General features: G+C 61.8%; 18 protein-coding genes. 5 read left to right on the top strand and 13 right to left on the bottom strand.

The window, feature by feature from the left end; all coding sequences use genetic code 11:
- Nucleotide 1 precedes the first annotated feature (1 nt).
- Nucleotides 2–1,264, top strand: a complete 1,263-nt coding sequence (locus tag SB753_RS07315; protein WP_410799786.1) for a DUF3443 domain-containing protein — start codon at nucleotides 2–4, stop codon at nucleotides 1,262–1,264.
- Nucleotides 1,265–1,407: 143 nt separating this feature from the next.
- Nucleotides 1,408–3,276, top strand: coding sequence for a glycosyl transferase family 1 (locus SB753_RS07310; RefSeq protein ID WP_410799784.1), 1,869 nt, complete (start codon nucleotides 1,408–1,410; stop codon nucleotides 3,274–3,276).
- Nucleotides 3,277–3,336: 60 nt separating this feature from the next.
- Here SB753_RS07310 and SB753_RS07305 read toward each other — a convergent pair whose 3' ends face one another.
- Complete coding sequence (locus SB753_RS07305) at nucleotides 3,337–3,843, bottom strand: hypothetical protein (protein ID WP_310355800.1); 507 nt, start codon at nucleotides 3,841–3,843, stop codon at nucleotides 3,337–3,339.
- A 302-nt stretch (nucleotides 3,844–4,145) separates the two neighbouring features.
- Between SB753_RS07305 and leuA the strand changes: the two genes are divergently transcribed.
- Nucleotides 4,146–5,864, top strand: a complete 1,719-nt coding sequence (gene leuA / locus SB753_RS07300) for a 2-isopropylmalate synthase (RefSeq protein ID WP_410799782.1) — start codon at nucleotides 4,146–4,148, stop codon at nucleotides 5,862–5,864.
- A 124-nt stretch (nucleotides 5,865–5,988) separates the two neighbouring features.
- On the opposite strand, the gene SB753_RS07295 is transcribed toward leuA, so the two are convergent.
- The 8 genes from SB753_RS07295 to SB753_RS07260 all read right to left on the bottom strand — a co-directional run bounded on the left by SB753_RS07295 (nucleotide 5,989) and on the right by SB753_RS07260 (nucleotide 15,928).
- Nucleotides 5,989–6,756 (bottom strand): amino acid ABC transporter ATP-binding protein, encoded by a 768-nt coding sequence (locus SB753_RS07295; RefSeq protein ID WP_020065412.1) that lies wholly within the window; start codon nucleotides 6,754–6,756, stop codon nucleotides 5,989–5,991.
- The gene (locus SB753_RS07290) at nucleotides 6,756–7,433 is read right to left on the bottom strand and encodes an amino acid ABC transporter permease (protein WP_020065411.1); all 678 of its coding nucleotides are present in this window, start codon (nucleotides 7,431–7,433) and stop codon (nucleotides 6,756–6,758) included. The genes SB753_RS07295 and SB753_RS07290 overlap by 1 nt, the downstream gene beginning before the upstream one ends.
- A gap of 22 nt (nucleotides 7,434–7,455) precedes the next feature.
- A complete protein-coding gene (locus tag SB753_RS07285; RefSeq protein WP_020065410.1) occupies nucleotides 7,456–8,238 on the bottom strand; it encodes an amino acid ABC transporter substrate-binding protein in 783 nt (260 codons plus the stop codon).
- Between the two features lie 360 nt (nucleotides 8,239–8,598).
- The gene (gene hydA / locus SB753_RS07280) at nucleotides 8,599–10,050 is read right to left on the bottom strand and encodes a dihydropyrimidinase (RefSeq protein WP_410799780.1); all 1,452 of its coding nucleotides are present in this window, start codon (nucleotides 10,048–10,050) and stop codon (nucleotides 8,599–8,601) included.
- Nucleotides 10,051–10,102: 52 nt separating this feature from the next.
- A complete protein-coding gene (locus SB753_RS07275; protein ID WP_020065408.1) occupies nucleotides 10,103–11,614 on the bottom strand; it encodes an NCS1 family nucleobase:cation symporter-1 in 1,512 nt (503 codons plus the stop codon).
- Nucleotides 11,615–11,741: 127 nt separating this feature from the next.
- Nucleotides 11,742–13,070: an NAD-dependent dihydropyrimidine dehydrogenase subunit PreA gene (preA, locus tag SB753_RS07270; RefSeq protein ID WP_408170969.1), complete on the bottom strand. Its 1,329-nt coding sequence runs from the start codon at nucleotides 13,068–13,070 to the stop codon at nucleotides 11,742–11,744.
- A 60-nt stretch (nucleotides 13,071–13,130) separates the two neighbouring features.
- On the bottom strand, nucleotides 13,131–14,480 hold the full coding sequence (locus SB753_RS07265) for an NAD(P)-dependent oxidoreductase (protein ID WP_410799779.1): 1,350 nt from the start codon (nucleotides 14,478–14,480) through the stop codon (nucleotides 13,131–13,133).
- A 167-nt stretch (nucleotides 14,481–14,647) separates the two neighbouring features.
- On the bottom strand, nucleotides 14,648–15,928 hold the full coding sequence (locus tag SB753_RS07260; RefSeq protein ID WP_410799777.1) for a Zn-dependent hydrolase: 1,281 nt from the start codon (nucleotides 15,926–15,928) through the stop codon (nucleotides 14,648–14,650).
- Nucleotides 15,929–16,230: 302 nt separating this feature from the next.
- Here SB753_RS07260 and SB753_RS07255 point away from each other — a divergent pair, with 302 nt between their 5' ends.
- On the top strand, nucleotides 16,231–16,971 hold the full coding sequence (locus tag SB753_RS07255; RefSeq protein WP_410799775.1) for a TetR/AcrR family transcriptional regulator: 741 nt from the start codon (nucleotides 16,231–16,233) through the stop codon (nucleotides 16,969–16,971).
- A 33-nt stretch (nucleotides 16,972–17,004) separates the two neighbouring features.
- Here the strand turns inward: SB753_RS07255 and boxA are convergent, their stop codons facing one another.
- From boxA to SB753_RS07235, 4 genes are all read right to left on the bottom strand, one after another.
- Nucleotides 17,005–18,246: a benzoyl-CoA 2,3-epoxidase subunit BoxA gene (gene boxA / locus SB753_RS07250; protein ID WP_408414208.1), complete on the bottom strand. Its 1,242-nt coding sequence runs from the start codon at nucleotides 18,244–18,246 to the stop codon at nucleotides 17,005–17,007.
- A gap of 87 nt (nucleotides 18,247–18,333) precedes the next feature.
- Nucleotides 18,334–19,761, bottom strand: coding sequence for a benzoyl-CoA 2,3-epoxidase subunit BoxB (gene boxB, locus SB753_RS07245; RefSeq protein WP_410799773.1), 1,428 nt, complete (start codon nucleotides 19,759–19,761; stop codon nucleotides 18,334–18,336).
- Between the two features lie 67 nt (nucleotides 19,762–19,828).
- Nucleotides 19,829–21,499 (bottom strand): 2,3-epoxybenzoyl-CoA dihydrolase, encoded by a 1,671-nt coding sequence (gene boxC / locus SB753_RS07240; protein ID WP_410799771.1) that lies wholly within the window; start codon nucleotides 21,497–21,499, stop codon nucleotides 19,829–19,831.
- Between the two features lie 113 nt (nucleotides 21,500–21,612).
- The gene (locus SB753_RS07235; protein ID WP_410799769.1) at nucleotides 21,613–22,632 is read right to left on the bottom strand and encodes a helix-turn-helix transcriptional regulator; all 1,020 of its coding nucleotides are present in this window, start codon (nucleotides 22,630–22,632) and stop codon (nucleotides 21,613–21,615) included.
- Between the two features lie 180 nt (nucleotides 22,633–22,812).
- On the opposite strand from SB753_RS07235, the gene SB753_RS07230 reads away from it, so the two are divergent.
- Complete coding sequence (locus SB753_RS07230) at nucleotides 22,813–23,280, top strand: DUF4863 family protein (protein ID WP_410799767.1); 468 nt, start codon at nucleotides 22,813–22,815, stop codon at nucleotides 23,278–23,280.
- The last annotated feature ends 6 nt before the right edge of the window (nucleotides 23,281–23,286 follow it).

The raw sequence follows: 23,286 nt of genomic DNA, 5'->3' as shown, positions 1-23,286 counted from the left end.
CATGAAGCTCAATCTCTCACTCCCTCTCCTGCTGCTCGTCTGCGCGGCTCTTACGGCATGTGGCGGCGGCAGCGGTGGCGGCCCGGCCGCGACCACCCCGGCGAGCAGTTCAGGGGCGGCGAGCGCGCCCGTCGCGTCGGCTCCAAGCGCCGCCTCGAGTCCGAGCGGCACGGCCGTCGCACAGTCGAACACGCCCAATGTGCAGCCGATTGTCGTGACGGCGGCGCCGCGTCTCACGCGCAACATGCTGACCACGAGCGTCACCATCTGCCAGCCGGGCACGGACAACTGCGCGACCATCGACAACATTCAGGTGGACACCGGCTCGCACGGTCTGCGCATTCTTGCCTCGGCCGTTCCGGCTGGCTTGCCGCTCGCCGCGATCACGTCGGGCGCCGGGATATCGGGCGAATGCGCGGTGTTCGGCGGCGGCTACGCGTGGGGCGCGGTGCGCAGCGCGGACGTGCGCATGGCCGGACAACTGGCCGCGTCGATCGCGATTCAACTGATTGCCGACCCTGCGGTGCCGACGGTCCCTGCGGACTGCGCCGGCGCAGGTCCGTCGATGCTCACGCTCGACACGCTGCGTGCCAACGGCATTCTCGGCGTCGGCGCGTTCGCGGCCGACTGCGGCAGCGCCTGCGCGAACGCGGCGCTGCCACGCTGGTACTACGGCTGCGACGCGGGCGGCGCCTGCATGCCGGCCGCGCAACCTCTCGCACAGCAAGTGGTCAATCCGGTCAGCCGCTTCGCCCTCGACAACAACGGCGTCGTGATCGATCTTCCCGCGGTTCCAGACAGCGGCGCGCTCACCGTTTCCGGGTCGATGATCTTCGGCATCGGCACTCAGGCAAACAACACGCTCGGCAGCGCGCGGGTGTTGAAGGGCAATCCGCAGACCGGCTACGTGACGACCACGCAAGGCGCTCAAACGTACACGCAAAGTTATCTCGACACGGGCTCGAACGGCTTCTTCTATCGCGATACGCAACTGCCCCAATGCGGCTACTGGTATTGCCCGAGTTCGACGCAGTCGGCGACGGCGACGATCACCGGCACGGACGGCGCGGCAAACGCAGTCACGTTTTCGGTCGGCAATTCGCGGGTTCTGTTTGCATCGGCGAACAACGCCTTCGACAACATGGCGGGCATCGCAAGCAGTGGCTTCGGCTGGGGCCTGCCGTTCTTTTTCGGGCGCCGTGTGTACACCGCGATTGCATCGCGCGCGACGTCCGCGGGGCCCGGCCCTTACTACGCCTTCTGAGTGGGGATGCCTCATTTGCTGTGCTGAAAATTCGCAAATTCGTGGACGGCGCAAATTCGATATCGGCTGGCTGCGATAATCGTCGTTCGCGGCTAACGCATCTGGAAAATGCTTAGTCATGCATAACTACCCACGCCCTCCCGATGGAAGAAGCCACCTTTTCGCTCGACCAATTCGAGCATCTCGTCTACACGCGGCAGCATATCCGGGCGTCGATCCAGCTTCTCTCGGCATTCGCGCTGCTGCAGTACAAACGCGGTCTGCTGGACGAGAGCTTTCTTGCGTCGGGCATGAGCGGCCTTGCGCCTGCAGAGCAACGCACGCGCTTCTGTACGCGGCTCGCCAGCGCGGCCTCCACGCTCTTTGCCGATCCGGAGTTCCAGCTGCCCGGCGAATGTTTCAGGCTCTTTCTGACGCTGCATGAATGGGTGGGTTTGCTGTTCTCGGTTACGCCGTTTGGCAATGCGGACCATGTCGCCTGCCAACTGAATCCGCGCGGCGCGCACGACAGGCAGTTTCTTGCAGGTGACCGTTTCGTCGAGAAGCTTTGCGTGCTGTATTCAACCGGCTCTGAAATGGAGCTGGACTTGGTCGCGCTGTGGGCGTACGACAAGGTGCTTGCGGCCTCCCTGGCACTCGTCCTGCTGGCGCCGGTTTTCAAGGGTTCGCCGAGCGCGCACGTTAAGCGCGAGGCACTGATCGAGTGGCTTCCCGGCAAACTGCAGCAGATCGGCGACCTCGACGATCTGCCCACCGCGTTGCTGCACAACGCCTACATGTTTTGCAGCTACGCAGAAACGCCGCGCCGTCATGAGATCAAGCGTGACATTAATGTGCTCGTGCGCCGCAAGCTCACGCAACTCGGTTTGACCGACCTGCCGGCGCCACCGCGCAAGGCGAACGCGGCGAGCGCCAAGACGCCGAAGAACGCGAAGCGCCGCAAAAAGCCGTTGATGATAGTCGTGCTCGAGTGGTTCGGCGGTGCGCATTCAATTTACCGCACGCACTCGCGCACTATCGAGGCAGCGCGCAAGCATTTCGAGGTGGTGGGCTTTGGCTTCGGCTATGCAATCGACGATATCGGGCGAGCGGTCTTCGACCGTTTTATCGAACTGGAAGATCCGGAGTACATCGGGGAATGTCTGCGCACCATTCGCGACTTTGCGGAGCGCGAAAAGCCCGACGTGCTGTATATGCCGAGCGTCGGCATGTTCGTGATGACGGTATTCATGTCGAATCTGCGGGTCGCGCCGTTACAGATCGCCGGCCTCGGGCACCCGGCCACCACGCACTCGGACAAGATCGACTACGTGAGCGTCGAGGAAGACTATGTCGGCGATCCTGCATGCTTCAGCGAGCGCCTGATGAAGCTGCCGAAAGACGGCCAGCCGTACCGGCCTTCGGTTGCGTTGCCGGAGATCTCCGCGTGCATTCCGCCTGCGCACGAAACGCTAGAAGTGGTCATTACCGCTAGCGCGATGAAGCTCAACCCCGGTTTTCTCGCAGCGTGTCGCGAGATCGGTGCGCGGGCCGCGACGCCTGTCGAATTCCACTTCATGAGCGGCGTGCCGGCCGGCCTCGCGCTCGACCAGATGCGCGAGGTCATCGGACGCGCGGTGCCGGGCGCGGTTGTGCACGAGTTTTGTCAGTATGCGGGCTACCTGGAGCGCGTGAATCGCTCCGATCTCTTTCTGAGCCCGTTCCCGTTCGGCAATACGAATGGGATCGTCGACGCGCTCACGCTCGGTTTGCCGGGCGTGTGCAAGCGCGGGCCTGAGGTATTCGAACGGATAGACGGCGCGCTGTTCGAGCGCGTGGGTATGCCGCCGTGGACAACGGCGGACAACGTCGAGGGTTATATCGCGGCAGCGGTGCGAATGATCGACGGACACGACGAACGCACAGCATTGCGGCAGCGGCTGATCGACACGCGCGCGGTTGAGCGCTGCTTTGAAGGCCGGCCTGAGGCGTTTGCCGAAAGCGCGCTAGCGTTGATGCTGGAGAGCAGATAGCAGCGCAATGTCAGGCGGTGGATTCACGTCATCTGGATAATGAACCGGCCGCCTGGGAGCTTACTCGTCTGTTTCGTTCGCGTCCGGGTCGGAGGGCGCCGCCAGCTTTGCGGGCGCTAGCCAGCTAAACGTGTCCAGCGTCGGGCCATGGAACGTGCATTCAGCGGCTGCGGCCAGAATCAGCTTCTTCGGCTTGTTCGGCTTCCGTGCAAGCGCATCGGCCTCCGACGCAGTGACCGCCGAAGCCGCCTGCGACACAGACGAAGCCGCCCCCACACCCGAGGCCGCCATTCTGCGTCCTGCCCGAGCGCCCGACGCTGCTCGCGCTGACGCGGCCGCTACTTCAGACGCCGTCATCACATGTTCAATGGACCCTTCCACCACGACGCGTGAGCCGTCGATTCCCGCGCCCGTATGGCCGATCTTCAGCGTATCGGTCGATTGTTCTGCCAGCTTGCTTCGCATTAACTGCTCGCACGCGTCCGAGTTCTTGTAGACAGCCGTGCAGGCCGCGAGGAGTGCTGCGGCGGTCGCAGCGCACGCGATAGTGACAATCCGAATCTTCATTGACGTTCCGTTTTTCAAGCCGTCGGGAATTGTAGCCTGGCGCCGCGCGCGAGCGCCCCGCTTGACGCCGCCCCAATAATATGTTCCTATTGCGCACTATGTACCGCGCCCAGACCACCCTATCGCTACTACTAGCCCGCTCTACCGGGCTAGGTCTGCTGCTGCGCGCTTCCATCTGAAACACCCGAAGCACCGCATAATTCCCCAGTAACTGACCCAGCCCCGGTTTCCGACCGGCGGCGCTGCTTTGCGTTCTTGTCGTCCGGTCGACTACCAGCCAGTCGAACCCACGGACGATGAAAATGTTGAAGAACCCAGCTACCAAGTACCGCTCCTTCAAGCCCATCAATTTGACGGACCGCCAGTGGCCGTCGCGCACGATCACGCGCGCGCCGATCTGGATGAGCACCGACCTGCGCGACGGCAACCAGGCACTGTTCGAGCCGATGAACGCAGAGCGCAAGATGCGCATGTTCAAGACGCTGGTGCAGATCGGTTTCAAGGAGATCGAAGTCGCGTTCCCGTCGGCATCGCAGACCGATTTCAACTTCGTGCGAGAGCTGATCGAAGGCGGCCACATTCCCGACGACGTAACGATCGAAGTGTTGACGCAAGCCCGCGACGATCTGATCGAGCGTACGTTCGAATCCTTGCGTGGCGCGCCGCGCGCGATCGTCCATCTGTACAACGCAACCGCGCCGGAATTCCGCAAGATCGTGTTCGGGCTCGACCAGAACGGCGTCAAGGAACTCGCGCAAAAAGCCGCGCGCACGATGAAACGTCTCGCCGATGCCGCGCCGGAAACGCATTTCACGCTGCAGTACAGCCCTGAAGTGTTCAGCGGCACCGAACTCGAATTCGCGAAGGAAGTTTGCGACGCGGTGTTCGACATCTGGCAACCCACGCCCGAACACAAGGCCATCGTCAATCTGCCTGCAACGGTCGAAATGGCGACGCCGAACGTCTACGCCGACCAGATCGAATGGATGCACCGCAACCTCGCGCGCCGCGATTCGTTGATCGTGTCGGTGCATCCGCATAACGATCGCGGCACCGCGGTGGCCGCGGCGGAACTCGCGGTGATGGCAGGCGCGGATCGTATCGAAGGGTGCCTGTTCGGCAACGGCGAGCGCACCGGCAACGTGGACCTCGTCACGCTCGCACTGAATTTGTACACGCAGGGCGTCGATCCCGGACTCGACTTCTCGAACATCAACGAAATCGCGCGCACCGCCGAGGAATGCACGCAGTTGCCCGTCCATCCGCGTCATCCGTATGTGGGCGATCTGGTGTTCACAGCATTCTCCGGCTCGCATCAGGATGCGATCAAAAAAGGTTTCGCTGTGCAGAAACCCGACGCGATGTGGGAAGTGCCGTACATGCCGATCGATCCGAACGACCTGGGCCGCACCTACGATTCCGTGATCCGTGTGAACAGCCAGTCTGGCAAGGGCGGCATCGCGTACCTGCTCGAGCAGAGCTACGGCGTCGTGTTGCCGCGCCGCTTGCAGGTGGATTTCAGTTCGGCCGTGCAGCGTTTTACCGACGACAGCGGACAGGAAGTCACGCCATCGCAGATCTGGGAACTGTTCCAGCAGGAGTACGTGCAGAATACCGCGCCAGTGCACTACATCGGCCACAGCCTGTCCGAGCAGGACGGACGCGAGCACATCAAGCTGACTGTCGACATCAATGGCACCCGGCGCGTATTGAACGGCGAAGGCAACGGTCCGCTCGACGCACTGATGCACGCGATCGGTGTGCCCGTGCGCATCCAGCATTATGAGGAGCGCGCCTTGACGCAAGGCGCCGACGCCCGCGCGGTCGCCGTCGCCGAAATGGCCGGTGCGGACGTAACCGGCAGCGCGTTCGGCGTGGGTATCGACGCCAATCTGGTGACCGCGTCGATTCGAGCGGTGATCAGCGGCGTGAACCGCGCGTATGCTCGCGTCAGTGAAGAGGCGAAGACACGGTTCTTCGAAACGGCGCTGGACAACGAAGCAGAGCGCGTCGAAGCGTAAGACACCAATAAGGTGCCTTTAATGGCCTGATATGCAAAAGGGGCGCAGTTCTGAACTGGCGCCCCTTTCTTCTTTGTTGCATACCTCAGCGGCTTTCTTATTTAAAGGTGCGCTCACGCCCGCTTCACTCGGTCCATGCATCGGGCAAGCTGTGCGTCAGCGTCGAGACGAAGCGCGCGGTTTCCTCCTGCTTCGGCCGCATGAACACATCGCGTGACGGACCCGACTCCACCACTACGCCGTTGTTAAGGAACACCACGTCGCGTGCGATCGTAGCGGCGAGCCGCAAATCATGCGTCGCCATCAGCATGGTCATGCCTTCATTCGCGAGCTGCTTGAGTACTTCGACCACTTCCGCGGCGAGTCCGGGATCGAGCGCGGACGTGGGCTCGTCGCATAACAATACTTCGGGCGACGGCGCCAGTGCTCGCGCGATCGCAACTCGCTGCTGCTGCCCGCCCGACAGGGTGACAGGCCATGCATCGCCCTTGTGCGCGATGCCGACCTTCTCCAGCAATTCGTCAGCGCGGGCCCGCGCCTTTTCCTTGTCCCATTTCAGCACGGTGATGAGGCCTTCCATCACGTTCTGACGCACCGTGAGATGCGGAAACAACTGGAAGTTCTGAAACACCATGCCGGTACGGCGGCGAATAGTCAGGACCGTTTCGCGCGACGGCCGCTCGTCGCGGCTGAACGTGAGTTTCTGATCGCCGATTTCGAGCGAGCCGGCCTCGGGAATTTCCAGCAGATTCACGCAACGCAACAACGTACTTTTGCCGCTACCCGACGGCCCGATCAACGCAGTCACGTTGCCCTGCGCGAGGTGCAGGTCGACCGAGTTGAGCACACGGAGCCCGGAAAAATACTTGTCGATTTTTTCCAGTCGGATCATTAGTTGCCCGCCTGAAAGAGTGCATGACGGCCGAACTTTCGTTCAAGCCTCACTTGAGCCGACGACAGCACCGAACTGAACAGGAGATACACCAGCGCAGCCTCGGTATAAAGAATCAACGGTTCGTAGGTGACCGAAGCAATTCTCTGCGCTGCCTGAAACACTTCGGGCACAGTCAGCACAGCAGCCAACGACGTGTCCTTCACGAGCGCGATAAACGAGTTGGACAACGGCGGCAGCGCGACGCGTGCGGCCTGCGGCAAGATCGCACGACGCAGCGCCTGTTCGCGCGTCATTCCCATTGAATACGCGGCTTCCCACTGTCCTTTCGGGATCGACTCGATTACACCGCGAATCACTTCCGAGTTGTAGGCGCCCACGTTCAGCGAGAAGCCGATAATCGCCGCCGTCAACGGATCGAGCACGATGCCTACGTTCGGCAAGCCGTAGAAGATCACGAATAGTTGCACGAGCAACGGTGAGCCGCGAAACAGCCACACGTAAAAGCGCACTACCGCCACTGCCCACTTCGGCCCAAAGAGCCGCACCAGCGCGACAATAAACGCGAGCGCGAGTCCGATTGCAAACGAAGCCAATGTGAGCGGCACCGTGAACACGAGCCCCGCATATAGCAGGGGCCACAGCGAGTGCGCCATCAGATGCAACCATGCCGGCATGATTCAGACTCGCGAAAGGCGTTTATTTGGAGACGTCTTTGCCGAAGTACTTCTGCGAGATCTTCGCGTAGGTGCCGTCTTTCTTCATATCGGCGAGCGCCTTGTTGATCGCCGCGACGAGTTCCGGGCTGCCCTTGCGAATCAGCACGGCGGACTTGTCGCTGCTTTCCGGCGATGTGTCCAGCGCGGCGATCTTCACCTTCGCATCCGGCTTGTGCTTCTTGAAGTCGAGGAACGACAGCGAATCGTTCACGGTTGCATCGACACGGCCCGCGGTCAGCAGATCGATCGATTCATTGAAGCCCTGCACGGGAATCACTTCCGCGCCGTGCGCGGCGGCGATCTTGCCGAAGTTGCTGGTGAGCGTGTTGGCGGACTTTTTGCCCTTCAGATCGTCGAAAGTCTTGATCGCGTTGTTGTCCGAGCGCACGATCAGTGCAGCATGCGACGTGATGTACGGGTCGGAGAAATCATATTTGAGCTTGCGCGCGTCGGTCACCGCAACCTCGTTGATCACCGCGTCGTAGCGGTTCACGTCGAGACCGGCAATCAGCCCGTCCCATTTGCCTTCGATGAATTGCGGCTTGACGCCCAGACGCTGCGCGATCTGCGTGCCGACTTCCACGTCGAAGCCGGTTAGCTTGCCCGACTCGTCGTGATAGGTGAACGGTGCATAAGTGCCTTCCGTACCAATCCTGAACACGCCCGAGGACTTGATCTGCGCGAGTTCATCGGCGGCGAACACGGGGCTCACGGTTACCGCATGAAACAGCGCGATCAGCACAATGGAACGAATCGACTTCATGAGTGGCTCCCTAAGGTGGTCAGGACGCATGCCTGGACGCGTGTTGGCAGTCCCACCGGCGCTCGTGCCCGGCGGAGTGGGCGGACTGTAGCAAACGGCCTGCGTTTTTACAAAGGATCAGGTTTCCAATCCATATGCGCATCCGTGCTAAGCCGCAGCCATCGCCTCCACTATCACATGAATTCCAACTCTACAGCAGATGTGACGACGCGGCATGCATCGCAACATGGAACATGGGCGGGACGCCATCGGGGAAAACGCGAGACAGCGGTGCCGCGTGATTGCGCGGTGATTGCGCGGCGCCGAAAGGAAAAACGGCGCGAGCTTGCCCGCCCGCGCCGCAGTCCGGACTTTAGACCGCTACCGCTCGATGGGATGCGGCTCTTTCAGCTTGTTCGACACGCGGATCGCGTCGAAGTAAGCAGCATTTGGCGGGCGCTTCTGATACTGCCCGGCGCCTCTCACGGCTCGCAGGTCGCCGTCGGTCCAGGCAAGCGCGCCGCGCGTGAGCGTATGCATGGCCACGCCTTGCACCGTCATGCCTTCGAACACATTGAAGTCGACTTTCTGATGATGCGTCTTCACGGAGATCGTCTTGCTTGCGTTGGGGTCCCATACGACGATATCCGCATCGGCGCCGACACGCAACGCGCCTTTACGCGGGTACAGGTTGAAGATCTGTGCGGCGTTCGTCGACGTAATGCGCACGAACTCGTTAGGCGTGAGACGCCCGGAGTTCACACCGTGATGCCACAGCACCGCCATGCGATCTTCAACACCGCCGCAGCCGTTCGGAATCTTCGTGAAGTCTTCGCGGCCCATGGCCTTTTGCGACGCACAGAATACGCAGTGATCGGTCGCGGTGGTATGCAATTGGCCGGCCTGCAAACCTCGCCACAATGCCTCGCGATGTTCGGCCGAGCGAAACGGCGGGCTCATCACATGCGCTGCGGCGCGCGTCCAGTCGGGATCGCGATATACGGCTTCGTCGATCACGAGATGCCCCGGCAACACTTCGCCGAATACGCGCAGCCCTTCGCTGCGCGCCCGCGAGATCGCATCGACAGCGTCTTTCGCGGACACGTGCACGATATACACCGGCACTCCCAGCACCTGCGCGATACGAATCGCGCGATTGGCCGCCTCGCCTTCGACTTCGGGCGGCCGTGACAGCGGATGCGCCTCGGGCCCCGTGAAGCCTTTTGCAAGCAGCTGGCGCTGCAACTGAAACACCAGTTCACCGTTTTCCGCATGCACAGTGGGCAGCGCGCCGAGTTCGAGCGATCTCGAGAAGCTGTTCACCAGCACTTCGTCGTCGGCCATGATCGCGTTCTTGTAGGCCATGAAGTGCTTGAAGCTCGACACGCCATGTTCATGCACGAGCGTGCCCATGTCGCGATACACCGAGTCGTCCCACCATGTCACGGCGACATGAAACCCATAATCCGCCGACGCCTTCTCCGCCCAGCCGCGCCACTGCCTGAACGCTTCCATCAGGCTTTGCTTCGGACCAGGAATCACGAAGTCGATGATGCTCGTGGTGCCGCCCGACAATCCCGCTGCAGTGCCCGTATAGAAGTCGTCGCTCGCGGTGGTGCCCATGAAGGGCAGCTCCATATGCGTGTGCGGATCGATGCCGCCAGGCATCACATACTGCCCGCCCGCATCGACGATCGCCGCGCCCGCCGGCGCTTCCAGGTCCGCTCCGATCTGCAGGATGGTGCCGCCGTCTTGCGGGTCGGCACACAACACGTCCGCTCGATACGTGTTCTCCGCGTCGATAATGGTGCCGCCGCGAATCAGGGTCGTCATCTTGCCGCCTCCTTATGAATTTGCTTGTGTCCCTGCTACATACGCGTTTATCTCATGCACTCGCGACGCGCGCGCTGGGTCCTTTGCTGAGTTTCATCCAGGCGCTGTACACGATCGACGCCAATGCGAGCCCGACAAACCATGCATACGTGTAGACCGTATTGAAGATCGACGGCACGTTCGCGAACGAAGCAGGAAACGCCGTGTGCAAAAAGCCCGGCAGATTCGGCAGCACACCGATCACCAGCGCGACCACCGCGCCGATATTCCAGCCGCCGGTATAGCTATATTCGCCGCGCTCGTCGAATAGTTCGCGGGTATCGAGCCGCGTGCCGCGAATCAGGAAGTAGTCGACCATCAGAATGCCTGCCACCGGACCGAGCAGCGCCGAGTAACCGACGAGCCACGTGAAGATATAGCCTTGGGTAGTCGCGAGAATCTTCCACGGCATCATGACGATTGCGATGGTCGCGGTAATCATGCCGCCGACGCGATACGAAATGCCCTTCGGCCACAGGCTCGAAAAATCATAAGCGGGTCCGACGAGATTCGCGGCAAGATTGCAGCACATCGTGTCGAGCGTGAGGATGATGAGAGCGAGGCCGACGCCAATGCCCGTCATCCGGCTCGTCAGGTCGATCGGGTCCCAGATCGCCTTGCCGTAGATCACCACGGTGGCGGACGTCACCACCACCGAGATTACCGAGAGCAAAGCCATCGGCACCGGCAAACCGATCGACTGCCCGACAATCTGGTCGCGCTGCGTTTTTGCAAAGCGCGTGAAGTCGGGAATGTTCAACGCGAGCGTGGCCCAGAAGCCGACCATGGCGGTAAGGCCCGGCCAGAAAGTCGCCCAGAACATGCCCTCCTTCTTGCCGCCCGGCACGAACTGCGAAGGCGCCGCGAGCATCGAGCCGAGTCCGCCCGCTTTCGACGTCGCCCACCAGACAAGCGCAATACACATGACGATCTTGATTGGCGCCGACCAGCTTTCGAGCCAGCGGATCGAGTCCGTACCATGCACGATGAAGTAGATCTGCAAGGCCCAGAACACCAGGAAACACGCGAGCTGTGCAATGGAAATGTCGATGAACGGCAACGCTGCGCCGTGCAGTGCGTTGCCGGTGAGAATATTCAACAGCGTATAGATCGCGCTGCCGCCGAGCCACGTTTGAATGCCGTACCAGCCGCAGGCCACAATCGCGCGCAGCATTGCCGGCAGTTTGGCGCCCTGCGTGCCGAACGACGAGCGCACCAGCACCGCATACGGAATGCCGTGCTTGGCGCCCGCGTGGCCGATCAGCAACATCGGCACGAGCACGATCAGGTTGCCTAGCAGCACGGTCAACACCGCTTGCCACGGCGACATACCCTCTTCAGTCAATCCGGCCGCGAGCATGTACGACGCAATGTTCATCACCATGCCCACCCACAGCGCTGCAAAGTGATACCAGCGCCAGGTGCGCTGCGCGGGGCCGGTGGGTGCAAGGTCGTCGTTGTAAAGACTGCTGCCTTGCGCGCCGGCCGCGAATTGCGGATCGACGGGTTGCGCGGTCTGCTTCATCGAAAGATCTCCACTAGATCGTTGAAGCCCGCGCGGCTTCTGTCGGCGCGTCGGGCGTTAGAGAAAACACCGGTTCGGTACAAGCGCTGCGCTAACAACTGCGCTTACAACGATTTCGCCCTGTATTTCAGGCGGCTTTTGCTGCGTGGGCGGGTTCGGCGTTCGCTGACTCTGCCTCTACCTCACCAGCCGGAGCATTCACTCGCGCCGGATTGTTCGGATGCGTAGTCCAGTTCGCGTATTCGCCGTTGTCCACGCGCTCCATGGTGATGCATTGCTCGACCGGACACACATGCATGCACAGATTGCAGCCCACACATTCGGAGTCCATCACTTCAAAATGCCGGACGCCATCTTTTTCTTTCATGATCGCCTGATGCGCAGTGTCCTCGCATGCGATATGACAGAGGCCGCATTGAATGCACTTGTCCTGGTCGATGCGTGCCTTGATGTCGTACTTGAGGTTCAGGTACTTCCAGTCGGTAACGTTGGGCACGGCGCGGCCGCGAATGTCGTCGAGCGTCGCGTAGCCCTTCTCGTCCATCCAGTTGGCAAGACCGTCGGCGAGATCCGTGACGATGCGAAAACCGTAGTGCATGGCCGCGGTGCAGACCTGCACGCTGCCCGCGCCCAGCACCATGAATTCGGCTGCATCGCGCCAGGTCGAAATGCCGCCGATACCCGAAATCGGCAGGTTCGGCGTCTCCACGTCACGTGCGATTTCAGCGACCATGTTCAATGCGATCGGCTTGACCGCCGGGCCGCAGTAGCCGCCGTGCGTGCCCTTTCCGTCCACCATCGGCAACGGCGACATTGCGTCGAGATCCACGGCGACGATCGAGTTGATCGTGTTGATCAACGACACACCGTCCGCACCGCCCTTGTATGCCGCGCGCGAGCCGAGCCGGATGTCGGTGATATTCGGCGTGAGCTTGACGAGGCACGGCAGCTTCGAGCTTTCCTTGACCCAGCGCGTGACCATCTCGATGTACTCGGGCACCTGGCCGACCGCCGCGCCCATCCCCCGTTCGCTCATGCCGTGCGGACATCCGAAATTCAGTTCGACTGCATCGGCGCCCGTGTCCTCCACGAGCGGCAAGATCCACTTCCAGTCGCGCTCATTGCACGGCACCATCAGCGAAACGATCATGGCGCGCTCGGGCCAGTCGCGTTTCACCTGTGCGATCTCGCGCAGATTGACGTCGAGCGGGCGGTCGGTGATCAACTCGATGTTGTTGAGCCCCGCGATGCGTTGACCGTTCCATTGCACCGCGCCGTAGCGCGAACTCACGTTGACCACGTGCGGGTCGAGGCCGAGTGTCTTCCACACCACGCCGCCCCAGCCGGCTTCGAACGCGCGGTTCACGTTATAGGCTTTGTCGGTCGGCGGCGCAGACGCGAGCCAGAAGGGATTCGGCGATGTGATGCCGGCAATCGTACAGCGCAGATCGGCCATGTTCGGCTCCTTGGGGACGGCTATTTTGTTGTGTCTTCCAGTGCTGTGCAGCGAGCCACGCTACGCGGCTTTCACGGCGGTGCGAGCGAATTGCGCATCGATAGCGGCGGCCGCCAGCTTGCCGTCCTGCACGGCTTGCACGGTCAGGTCGATACCGCCCCTGGCCGCACAATCGCCGCCCGCCCAGACGCCGGCAAGCGACGTCTGCCCGGTTGCATCGACAGCAATGCGGCTGCCGTCGAGCGTCAGCAACTCGCGTTCGATTCCCACCGGCACGAGCGTCTGGCCAATCGCCTTGAGCACCATGTCCGCTTCGATCACGAAGCGCTCCTGGTCGCCCCCGCTCACTGTGCGTTCGAATTCGACGCCCGTCACCACGCCGCCCTCGCCGATCAAACGTACTGGCATTGCATGCGTGATAAGCGTGACGCCGCTCGTTTGTGCGAAGTCGCGTTCGGCCCATGTCGCGCTCATGGATTCGACGCCGCGCCGATACACCATCGCTACCGATGTCGCGCCGAGCTTGCGGCTTTGCACAGCCGCATCCACCGCGGTATTGCCTCCGCCGATCACGACGACGCGGCGGCCCACCGGCACCGTGCCGAGATCGCGTGCGCTGCGAATCTGCTCGATGAAATCCACCGCATTCATCACGCCGCTCAGGTCCTCGCCGGCCATCGCGAGTGCGCGCACGCCCGTAAGGCCAATCGCGAGAAACACGGCGTCGTGTTGCTTGCGCAGCGTATCGAGGTCGATGTCGCGCCCTAGCGCAACTCCGTTTCTTATTTCGATGCCTCCCACGGAGCACAGCCATTCCACTTCACGCTGCGCGAAATCGTCGACTGTTTTATAGGCGGCAATGCCGTATTCGTTGAGACCGCCGGCTTTGTCGCGAGCGTCGTAGAGGGTGACGTCATGGCCCGCCAGTGCAAGGCGATGCGCGCACGCGAGCCCCGCAGGCCCCGCGCCTATCACTGCGACGTGCCGACCGGTCGCGGGCGCCCGCTTGAACAATGCTTCGCCGCGCGCCATCGCCCAGTCGGTTGCATGACGTTGCAGTGCGCCGATCGCCACCGGCTTCGCGTCCTGATGATTGCGCACGCAAGCGCCTTCACACAGAATTTCGGTCGGGCACACGCGCGCGCACATGCCGCCGAGCGGATTGGCCGACAGAATGTCCACCGCCGCGCCCTTCAGGTTGCCGTTGCCAATCTTGCGAATGAAGCTGGGAATATCGATCCCGGTCGGACAAGCGTTGACGCAAGGCGCGTCGTAACAGTAGTGGCAACGGCTCGCCGCCGCGGCGGCGGCGCTTGCGTCGAGCAAAGGTGCAATGTCGGAGAACTCGCAGGAAAGCTGCTCGGGCGACAGGCGTTGCGCGGCGATGTCGCCGGTTTGCTTGATAGCCATACACGTTCCTTCTGTCGATTTGAGGACGCAGCCGCACCTGTCGGCTCTCGCGTGAGCGAAGCCTGCACGGCATGTTTTTCTGGCGCTACGGTGAAGCCGTTAAAGCAGGTAATCCGGCTCGCGACCAGAAGCCAGGACGGCGCTCGCAAGCCGCATTGATCGGCGAACTATGAAACCGGCTCGCACGCACGCTCCAGCATCGCATGGAGCAACACGTTCGCGCCGGCTTCGATCCATTCGAAGAAGGCGTCCTCGATTTCGTTATGGCTGATCCCGTCGACGCACGGCACGAACACCATTGAAGTGGGCGCGACTTGCGCGAGATAACAGGCGTCGTGACCCGCGCCGGACACCATGTTGCGATGCGAGTAACCGAAGCGCTCGGCCGCTGCGCGCACCGACTTCACGCAAGCTTCGTCGAACGCAACGGGCTCGTAGTAAAAGATCTGTTCGAGTTCGGTTTCGAGACCGATGCCGCTCGCGATCTGCGCCACGCCTTCGCGCAACGCGGCATCCATCTTCGCCAGCACGGCGTTGTCCGGATGCCGGAAGTCGACGGTAAAGAACACTCGCCCAGGAATCACATTGCGCGAGTTCGGATAGACCTGCATCATGCCGACCGTCGCGCATGCGAGCGGCGCGTTATCCAGCCCGATGCGATTGACGAGGTCGACTACTCGCGCGGCGCCGAGCAGTGCATCGCGCCGGCGAGGCATCGGCGTCGGACCCGCGTGCGCCTCCTGTCCCGTCAGCGTGATTTCGTACCAGCGCTGACCTTGCGCGTCCGTGACCACGCCAATGGTTTTCTGCTCGGCTTCGAGAATCGGCCCCTGCTCGATATGCAGTTCGAACGCCGCATGCAATCGGCGACCGCCGCACGGCACATCGCCCGCATAGCCGATGCGCTGCAGTTCCTCGCCGATCGTCTTGCCATCTACGTCTTTGCGCGACAAACCGTATTCGAGCGAGAACACGCCTGCGAACACGCCGGACGCAACCATGGCCGGCGCAAAACGCGAGCCTTCCTCGTTGGTCCAGATCACGACTTCGACAGGATGCTCGGTCTCGATGCCGTGATCGTTCAGACTCCGAATCACTTCGAGACCGCCCAGCACCCCGTAAATGCCGTCGAAGCGCCCGCCAGTCGGCTGCGAGTCCGCATGCGAGCCGGTCATCACAGGCAGCGCATCGGGATTGCGTCCCGCGCGGCGCATGAACACGTTGCCCATCTGATCGACACTGACTGTGCAGCCGGCTTCCTTCGCCCAGCTAACGATCAGGTCTCGCCCTTCCTTGTCGAGGTCGGTCAGCGCGAGGCGGCATACGCCGCCTTTAGGCGTTGCGCCGATCTTTGCCATCGTCATCAGGCTGTCCCACAGCCGCTTGCCGTCGATCCTGATCGACGTAGCGGGCTCTGCCCGCTTTAGCGCTTCGGATACCGCGTTCATTCGTCTCGCTCCTTCCGGTGAACCGACATGAAACTGGTGCATGGGCGGCGGCTTTTGGGGCGTCTCCGCACGGCTGCGGTGCAGGTTCCATGCGCCTGGTTGCTTCTCATAGCGAGGGCTAACCCTGGTGCATGTCCCGCTTTCTCAATCCTGTCCAGTTGGACAGGTTGTAGACGATTAACTCCGCCAAATCAATGCTTTTCGCACGTGCAAACCAAGAGCGAGAAGCGTGCCATTGCATTGCAGCAGCGCGGAAAGCGGCTTTCAAAATACGTAGATCAGCAGTGCGTCGAGCGACTAGAATGAAGCGCGACGCGGCACCCATGCTGCCGAAGGCGAACATGAGAGACGACGACGTGGCTGGGGGCATCACGGAAAACGACGAAACGCGCGCGCCTTTGCGGCGGCGCAAGGCGCACATTCGCGAGTCGAACGAAGCGCATCTTCTGGCTTGTGCGGAAGCGGTCTTCGCGGAACGCGGACTCGACGGCGCGAGCACCGCGATGATCGCCGAACGCGCGGGCTTACCGAAAGCCAACGTGCATTACTACTTCCCGACCAAGCTTGCGCTTTACCGGCGTGTGCTCGAAGACCTGTTCGAAGACTGGTACCGCGCAGCCGATACATTCGAATGCAGCGACGATCCGGTGGAGGCAATCGGCGGATATGTGCGCGCGAAAATGGAATTGTCGCGGCGGCGTCCGCTCGGCTCGAAAGTGTGGGCGAGCGAGATCATTCACGGCGCCGTGCATATGGAAGACATTCTCACGGGGCGCGTCAAGCCATGGCTCGACAGCCGTGTAAAAGTAATCGACGACTGGATCTCACGAGGCCTGCTCGCGCCTGTCGATGCGCGCACGCTGATGTATATGATCTGGGCGACGACCCAGCACTATGCCGACTTCGACGCACAGATTCGCGCGCTGAAAGGCAAGCGCGCGATGACGCAAAAGTCGTTCGAGGCGACGACCGAAGAAGTCGTGCAGCTGGTCATTCGCGCGTGCGGGGCAGTGTCGCCGGCACAACGGGCGCCAGGCCGGTGACGCTTCGCGGTAGCGGTTTCTGGCGCGGCCGGATCAATACGTTTCCAGATGCAGGCGCCCTTCTTTCTTCAGCTTTGCCCACAGCGCTTCCCAATCCAGCTGATGCTGCTCGCCGATCTCCTTCAGCGCTTGCAGCACGCCGTCTTCCATGCCCTTTAGCCCGCATACATAGATATGCGTATTGTCGTCCTTGAGCATCTGCGCAACGTCGACCGCGCGTTCGCGCATCGCGTCCTGCACGTAGCGCTTGGGCTGCCCCGGCGTGCGCGAGAATGCGAGATTGGTGTCGATGAAATCTTTCGGCAGATTAGTTAGCGGTCCGAAGTATGGCAATTCCTCTTTGGTACGAGCACCGAAGAACAGCATCAGCTTGCCCGTTGCTCCCTTCAGGCGACGGCGCCGGCGATATTCCGTCATTGCGCGCATCGGGGCCGAACCGGTGCCCGTGCAGATCATCAGAAGATGCGAATTCGGATGGTTCGGCATCAGAAACGTGCTGCCGAACGGGCCGATCACCGTGACCACGTCGCCCTTTTTCAGATCGCACAGATAGTTCGAGCAGACTCCGTCGATCGAATCGCCATGCCGTTGTGCGACGCGCTTCACCGTCAGCGAAACGTTGTTGTAGCCGGGGCGCTCGCCGTCGCGCGGGCTGGCGATCGAATATTGGCGCGCGTGGTGCACGCGCCCGTCGCCGGTCGCGCCGGGCGGAAGAATGCCGATCGATTGACCTTCGAGCACCGGAAACGGCATCGTTCCAAAATCCAGCACGATGTGATGTATGTCGCTTTCCGTCGATGCGTCGGTAAGCCGGTAGTTGCCGACCACAGTCGCCGTAGTCGGTGTCTTGTGTGTGTACAGATTGACGTAAGGCTTCGCGGCGGACCACGGCGGCACGACCGACCCGCGCACGGTGTCTACTTCAATGCCGCTCGCGTTCGCCACTGCATCGCCGGTAGTGTCCGCCGCGGGCGATTCCTCCACTGCGGGCGCGGCCATTGTGTTCTGCTCCGGCAAGACGTCCCACGTGAATTGTTCTTCGACCGGATATGCGTCGGCCTTCAATACGGTACGCCAGTTGTCGATCGCGCCGGTCGGACAAGGCGGCACGCACGCCATGCAGCCGTTGCAGACATCCGCTTTCACGACGTAGTTGTTTTCGTCGTGCGTGATCGCGTCGATCGGACAGGTCTCTTCGCACGTATTGCAGCGAATGCAGATTTCCGGATCGATCAGATGCTGCCTGAGAACCTCGATCGACACTGGGCCGTTCATGACTTCCTCCACCATATTGTGCCGTGCAAGCTTGCCACGCGCGCTTCATGCAACTTCAGCAACTCCCGCGTTTTGCGAAACCGGCGTTCAGTTAAAGCGCACGTATTCGAAATCGACCGGCTGACGGTTCACGCCCATCGCAGGCGGCGCAATCCAGTTCGCGAATTTGCCGGGCTCCGAGACGCGACCCATCAGCGAAGCAACGAATGCGCGGTCTTCCGGTGTAGCAAGCCACTTCGCTTCGTTTGCGGCCCACTCCGCTTCGCCAATCACGCGGCCGTCGGGCGACACGCGTGTGCCCGCAAAGGTGCCGATCTGCCGGTTGAACGCCTTGTGCGGCACCGTCATGCGAAAGTCTATGCCGGCCTTTTCGAGCACCTTGTTCCAGCGTCCTACACCCGCAACCGAGTCCTTGATGTAGTCGTCGCGCAGAACTTCGTTCATCGCATTGAGCATGGGCACTTCGCGTTCCACGAGCTTGCCGTCCTGCACATCCAGCAGCTTGTAGCTCTGTCCGTTCAATTGATGATCGTCGTCGCGCTTGCCCTCTTCATAGCGGCCCTTCAGGCCCGAGCTATAGAACGTGGCCGCATTCGACGAATGGTCCGCGCCGAACAGGTCGATCGTCACCGAGTAATGGAAGTTCAGATAGCGCTGAATGGTCGGCAAGTCGATCACGCCGGCCGCGCGAATCCTGGCGACGTCGTCGGTGCCGAGTTCGTTCATCACCTGAGCAGTCCGCTGAATCACGCGCGAAACGCCCGATTCGCCGACGAACATATGGTGCGCCTCTTCGGTCAACATGAACTTTGTGGTGCGCGCGAGCGGGTCGAAGCCCGACTCCGCGAGTGCGGACAATTGGAACTTGCCGTCGCGATCAGTGAAGTACGTGAACATATAGAACGCGAGCCAATCCGGCGTTTTCTCATTGAACGCACCGAGAATGCGAGGATTGTCGTCGTCGCCGGAACGTCGCCCGAGTAATGCTTCGGCTTCCTCACGACCGTCGCGGCCGAAGTAGCGGTGCAGCAGGTACACCATGGCCCACAGATGGCGGCCTTCTTCCACGTTGACCTGAAACAGGTTGCGCAAGTCGTACATGGAAGGCGCGGTCAAGCCGAGGTGTCGTTGCTGCTCGACGGAAGCGGGCTCCGTATCGCCTTGCGTCACGATGATACGGCGCAGATTGGCGCGGTGCTCGCCGGGCACGTCCTGCCATGCGGCTTCGCCCTTATGTTCGCCGAAGTGAATCTTGCGGTCCTGGTCGCCTGGGGTCAGAAAGATGCCCCAACGATAGTCCGGCATCTTCACATGATCGAAATGCGCCCAGCCTCCCGCATCCACGCTCACCGCAGTACGCAGATACACGTCGTAGCCGTGCGAGCCTTCCGGGCCCATATCGCCCCACCACGACAGGAAGTTCGGCTGCCACTGCTCGAGCGCGCGCTGCAGCGCGCGGTCGTCGGCGAGGTTGACGTTGTTCGGAATCTTTTCGCTGTAGTTGATCGTTGACATGGTCGTTCCTTGCAATGCGGAAGGTGAGAGGCGTACCGGGAAGCGGGCGTCGTATCGCGCTCGTGCGTCAAACGCGCGATACGTCGAATTGCGCCTTGCTGCCCTTGCCGTACACCTTGAGCGCACCCTTCTCGCCCACTGCGTTCGGCCGGTTGAAGATCCAGTTCTGCCACGCGGTGAGACGGCCAAAAATGCGCGTTTCCATTGTTTCGGGGCCGTTGAAACGCAGGTTCGCTTCGAGTCCGGTCAGCGCATCGGGAGACATTGCCGCGCGTTCTTCGAGTGCGATCCGAATTTCATCGGCCCAATCGATGTCATCCGGCGCTGCCGTGACAAGTCCCAAACGCTCGGCCTCGACCGGCTTGACCGACTGTCCGATCAGCGAACGCACCGCGTCGAGCGGCGCCGCTTCTTCATAGAAGCGGCGTGCAAGCCGTGACTGGCGGGTAACCATCGGATAAAGACCGAAGTTCGCTTCCGACAGCGTGATGGCCGGCTCCTCTTCCTCATTGCCCGGCAACGCGGCCATATACGAGCGATCCGCTGCAAAAGCGAGTTCGGCGAACGTGCCGGCAAAGCAGGAGCCCGGTTCGATCAACGCGAATAACGAACGCGACGAAACGTCGATGCGCGCGAGCGTGCGGCGCAACATGCCAATCGTCTCGCGTACGAACCAGTGGTCCTTGTGCTGCATCAACACGGCGTCGGCGGCGAGCACGTTGCGCGCGTCGCCTTCGGTTCGGAATATCCACGTGCCGACTTCAAGCTCGTTGGTGCGCATCGACAGGATGGCGTCGTCGAGTTCGCGAGCGAATTGCAACGGCCACCAGTTCGCGCCCGCTGCGACGATCGCGTCGATATTTGTGGGCTGTTCCGTTTGCGGCGCTTTTGCGGTGAATGTCGCAATGCGTTTAGCGCGATCGATCGTGACGTCTAGCGTTTTATACGTGAGTCCGTCGTCGCGGTCCGTACGCTCGATGCGCGTGAGCATCACACCTTGCGCGGCCGAAGGACGATCGCTCTGCGCGGCGAGTTCGAGCGCGCGGGCCTGAATGGCCTGGTCGAACTGGTTCGGTTTGACGACCTCGTCCACGAGACGCCACGCTTTTGCCCGCTCGCCGCGAATACCTTCGACCACGGTGCAGAAAATGTCGGCGCGGTCATGGCGCACCTTGCGTTTGTCAGTGACTCGCGTGAGACCGCCCGTGCCGGGCAGCACGCCGAGCAACGGCACTTCCGGCAACGACACCGACGAAGAGCGGTCGTCCACCAGATAGATCTCGTCACACGCAAGCGCAAGTTCATAACCGCCGCCCGCGCAGGCTCCGTTCACCGCCGCAAGAAACTTGAGGCCCGAATGACGCGACGAGTCTTCCAGTCCGTTACGCGTTTCGTTCGTGAACTTGCAGAAGTTAACCTTCCACGCGTGCGACGAAAGGCCGAGCATGAAGATGTTGGCGCCCGAGCAGAACACACGGTCCTTGAGGCTCGTCAACACGACGGTTTTGACTTCCGGGTGCTCGAAGCGGATTCGCTGAATGGCGTCGTGCAGTTCGATATCCACGCCGAGGTCATACGAATTCAGTTTGAGCTTATAGCCGTCGCGAATGCCGCCGTCTTCCGCGATGTCGATGCCGAGCGTCGCTACCGGGCCGTTGAAGCTCAGCTTCCAATGCTTGTACTGCGAGGGATCGGTGCGGTAGTCGACCGGCGCAATCGCGGCTTCTGCTGTGGACATGGGCGTCTCCTGACTGGACGATGCAAGTTGTTTCTAGAACAATAGTGCACCGTCCAACCCATGTAAAGCACTTTAATGCATATTAAGGTGTTTCCCTGATCCGTCAGTGCATGTCAGACAGCGCGTGCCTCATCGGGCGATTCGGCTGCGAGCCGCGCTGCAAGGCGGTCTCGCAGTTGCAGATAAGCGTCCGCCAAGGTTTTCTCGCTCGTGTCGAAGGTCATATCCGCGCGGCCATACAACTCGCTGCGGCCGGCCAGAATGCGCTTCAGGTCGTCCATCGCCTCCTTGTTGCCCGACATGGGGCGCAAATCGCCCTGCGCGACGACCCGGCGCATGTGCTCTTCCGGCGCGGCCTGCAGCCACACGGTGAAGCAATGCGACAGCAGCGCGTTGAACGTGCCGGACTCGGACACCAGCCCGCCCGGCGACGCGATCACCGCACGTTCGTGCTCCTGAATCACCGCTTCGAGCGCACGGTGTTCGTACCGCCTGTAAGCGCTCGCGCCATATAGGGAATGGATTTCCGCCGGCGGGCAGCCCGCCAGTTGCTCGATCACCCGCGTCAGTTCGACGAACGGAACCTTGCGCTCCTGCGCGAGCATGCGCCCGAGCGTCGATTTTCCGGCGCCGCGCAGTCCGATCAGCGCAATCCGGTCCTTGCGATGCGGGTCGCGCGGCGCCTGCGCGAACATCTCGGCAAGTGCCACGCGCGCGCGCTGCAACGCGGCCTGGTCGCGCCCGTGCAGCAGTTCGCGGATCAACAACCATTCGGCGGACGCAGTCGTTTCGTCGCCGATCACCTCGGCCAGCGGGCAGTTCAACGTGGCCGCGATCTGCCGCAACACCAGCACCGACGCATTGCCGACGCCCGATTCCAGATTCGCGAGATGCCGCTCCGACAAGCCGGTTTCAGCAGCCAGTGTCTTGCGCGTCATGCCGCGACGTGCGCGCAGCAGGCGCACTCGCTCGCCCATCGCGGTCAGAAACGGGTCGCGCTCTTCGCGTTCGCCGGTGCGCTCGCCGCGAGCGCTCTCCTCGCCGACGGTTTCGATCGACGGCGAATCGGATGGCGAGTCAGACGGCGAGTCAGAAGGCGAGTCGGACGATGAAGCAACGTTATTTCGGTTCATGTTTTCTACCTAGATCCAGCCATACATGTACTATAGTGCTTGACACACGCTTAGTGAACGGTTAATTTTCGCCGAACATTGATCGCATACCAAGCTCGCCGCGATTCTTCGAGCGGCATTACGGAGACCGCGCAGCGCGTCACATGCATTAACGTGCGTGCGCACAGTCTGGAGGCCCGCATGTCCCCATCCGATTTCCAGCGCCTGATAGCCGGCGTGACAGCGCAACTCGCGGGCCGGCCGCTGAACGCCGAACTCGCAGACTGGCTCAACAGCACGTATCCCGCAGACAGCCAGACATTTCGCGATCTCGCCGCTGCATGCCGCGCGGGAGCCGCTGAAGGCTGGCTGTGCAACCGCGAGGGCGGCGGCATCCGTTACGGGCGCATCTTCAAAGCGCTGCCCGACACCCACGGCTTTTCCGTCGACGTGGTCGACATGAAGGACATTGCCGGCCCGCATCATGTTCATCCGCACGGCGAGATCGATCTCATCATGCCGCTGACAGAAGGCGCGACTTTCGACGGTCATCCTGCCGGCTGGTGCGTCTATCCGGCAGGCTCCGCGCATCGCCCCACGGTGGCGAACGGCGGGGCGCTCGTGCTGTATCTCCTGCCGCAAGGCGCAATCGAATTCACCGCTGCGTGAGTGCCG

Source organism: Paraburkholderia sp. SIMBA_053, from assembly GCF_046534895.1.
In the GTDB taxonomy this organism is placed as follows: Bacteria; Pseudomonadota; Gammaproteobacteria; order Burkholderiales; family Burkholderiaceae; genus Paraburkholderia; species Paraburkholderia caledonica.
Note: the sequence above shows the minus strand (reverse complement) of the source record. Positions and strands in the feature narration are given on the sequence as shown.

Excerpts from the sequence above, each read along its gene's own strand:
- SB753_RS07260 (WP_410799777.1), bottom strand. The coding sequence starts at position 15,928 with ATGAACGCGGTATCCGAAGCGCTAAAGCGGGCAGAGCCCGCTACGTCG.
- SB753_RS07305 (WP_310355800.1), bottom strand. The coding sequence starts at position 3,843 with ATGAAGATTCGGATTGTCACTATCGCGTGCGCTGCGACCGCCGCAGCA.
- SB753_RS07235 (WP_410799769.1), bottom strand. The coding sequence starts at position 22,632 with ATGAACCGAAATAACGTTGCTTCATCGTCCGACTCGCCTTCTGACTCG.
- leuA (WP_410799782.1), top strand. The coding sequence starts at position 4,146 with ATGTTGAAGAACCCAGCTACCAAGTACCGCTCCTTCAAGCCCATCAAT.
- SB753_RS07255 (WP_410799775.1), top strand. The coding sequence starts at position 16,231 with ATGAAGCGCGACGCGGCACCCATGCTGCCGAAGGCGAACATGAGAGAC.
- SB753_RS07265 (WP_410799779.1), bottom strand. The coding sequence starts at position 14,480 with ATGGCTATCAAGCAAACCGGCGACATCGCCGCGCAACGCCTGTCGCCC.
- SB753_RS07285 (WP_020065410.1), bottom strand. The coding sequence starts at position 8,238 with ATGAAGTCGATTCGTTCCATTGTGCTGATCGCGCTGTTTCATGCGGTA.
- hydA (WP_410799780.1), bottom strand. The coding sequence starts at position 10,050 with ATGACGACCCTGATTCGCGGCGGCACCATTATCGACGCGGAGAACACG.
- SB753_RS07295 (WP_020065412.1), bottom strand. The coding sequence starts at position 6,756 with ATGATCCGACTGGAAAAAATCGACAAGTATTTTTCCGGGCTCCGTGTG.
- SB753_RS07290 (WP_020065411.1), bottom strand. The coding sequence starts at position 7,433 with ATGCCGGCATGGTTGCATCTGATGGCGCACTCGCTGTGGCCCCTGCTA.
- boxB (WP_410799773.1), bottom strand. The coding sequence starts at position 19,761 with ATGTCAACGATCAACTACAGCGAAAAGATTCCGAACAACGTCAACCTC.
- boxC (WP_410799771.1), bottom strand. The coding sequence starts at position 21,499 with ATGTCCACAGCAGAAGCCGCGATTGCGCCGGTCGACTACCGCACCGAT.
- preA (WP_408170969.1), bottom strand. The coding sequence starts at position 13,070 with ATGGCCGATCTGCGCTGTACGATTGCCGGCATCACATCGCCGAATCCC.
- SB753_RS07230 (WP_410799767.1), top strand. The coding sequence starts at position 22,813 with ATGTCCCCATCCGATTTCCAGCGCCTGATAGCCGGCGTGACAGCGCAA.
- boxA (WP_408414208.1), bottom strand. The coding sequence starts at position 18,246 with ATGAACGGCCCAGTGTCGATCGAGGTTCTCAGGCAGCATCTGATCGAT.
- SB753_RS07310 (WP_410799784.1), top strand. The coding sequence starts at position 1,408 with ATGGAAGAAGCCACCTTTTCGCTCGACCAATTCGAGCATCTCGTCTAC.
- SB753_RS07275 (WP_020065408.1), bottom strand. The coding sequence starts at position 11,614 with ATGAAGCAGACCGCGCAACCCGTCGATCCGCAATTCGCGGCCGGCGCG.
- SB753_RS07315 (WP_410799786.1), top strand. The coding sequence starts at position 2 with ATGAAGCTCAATCTCTCACTCCCTCTCCTGCTGCTCGTCTGCGCGGCT.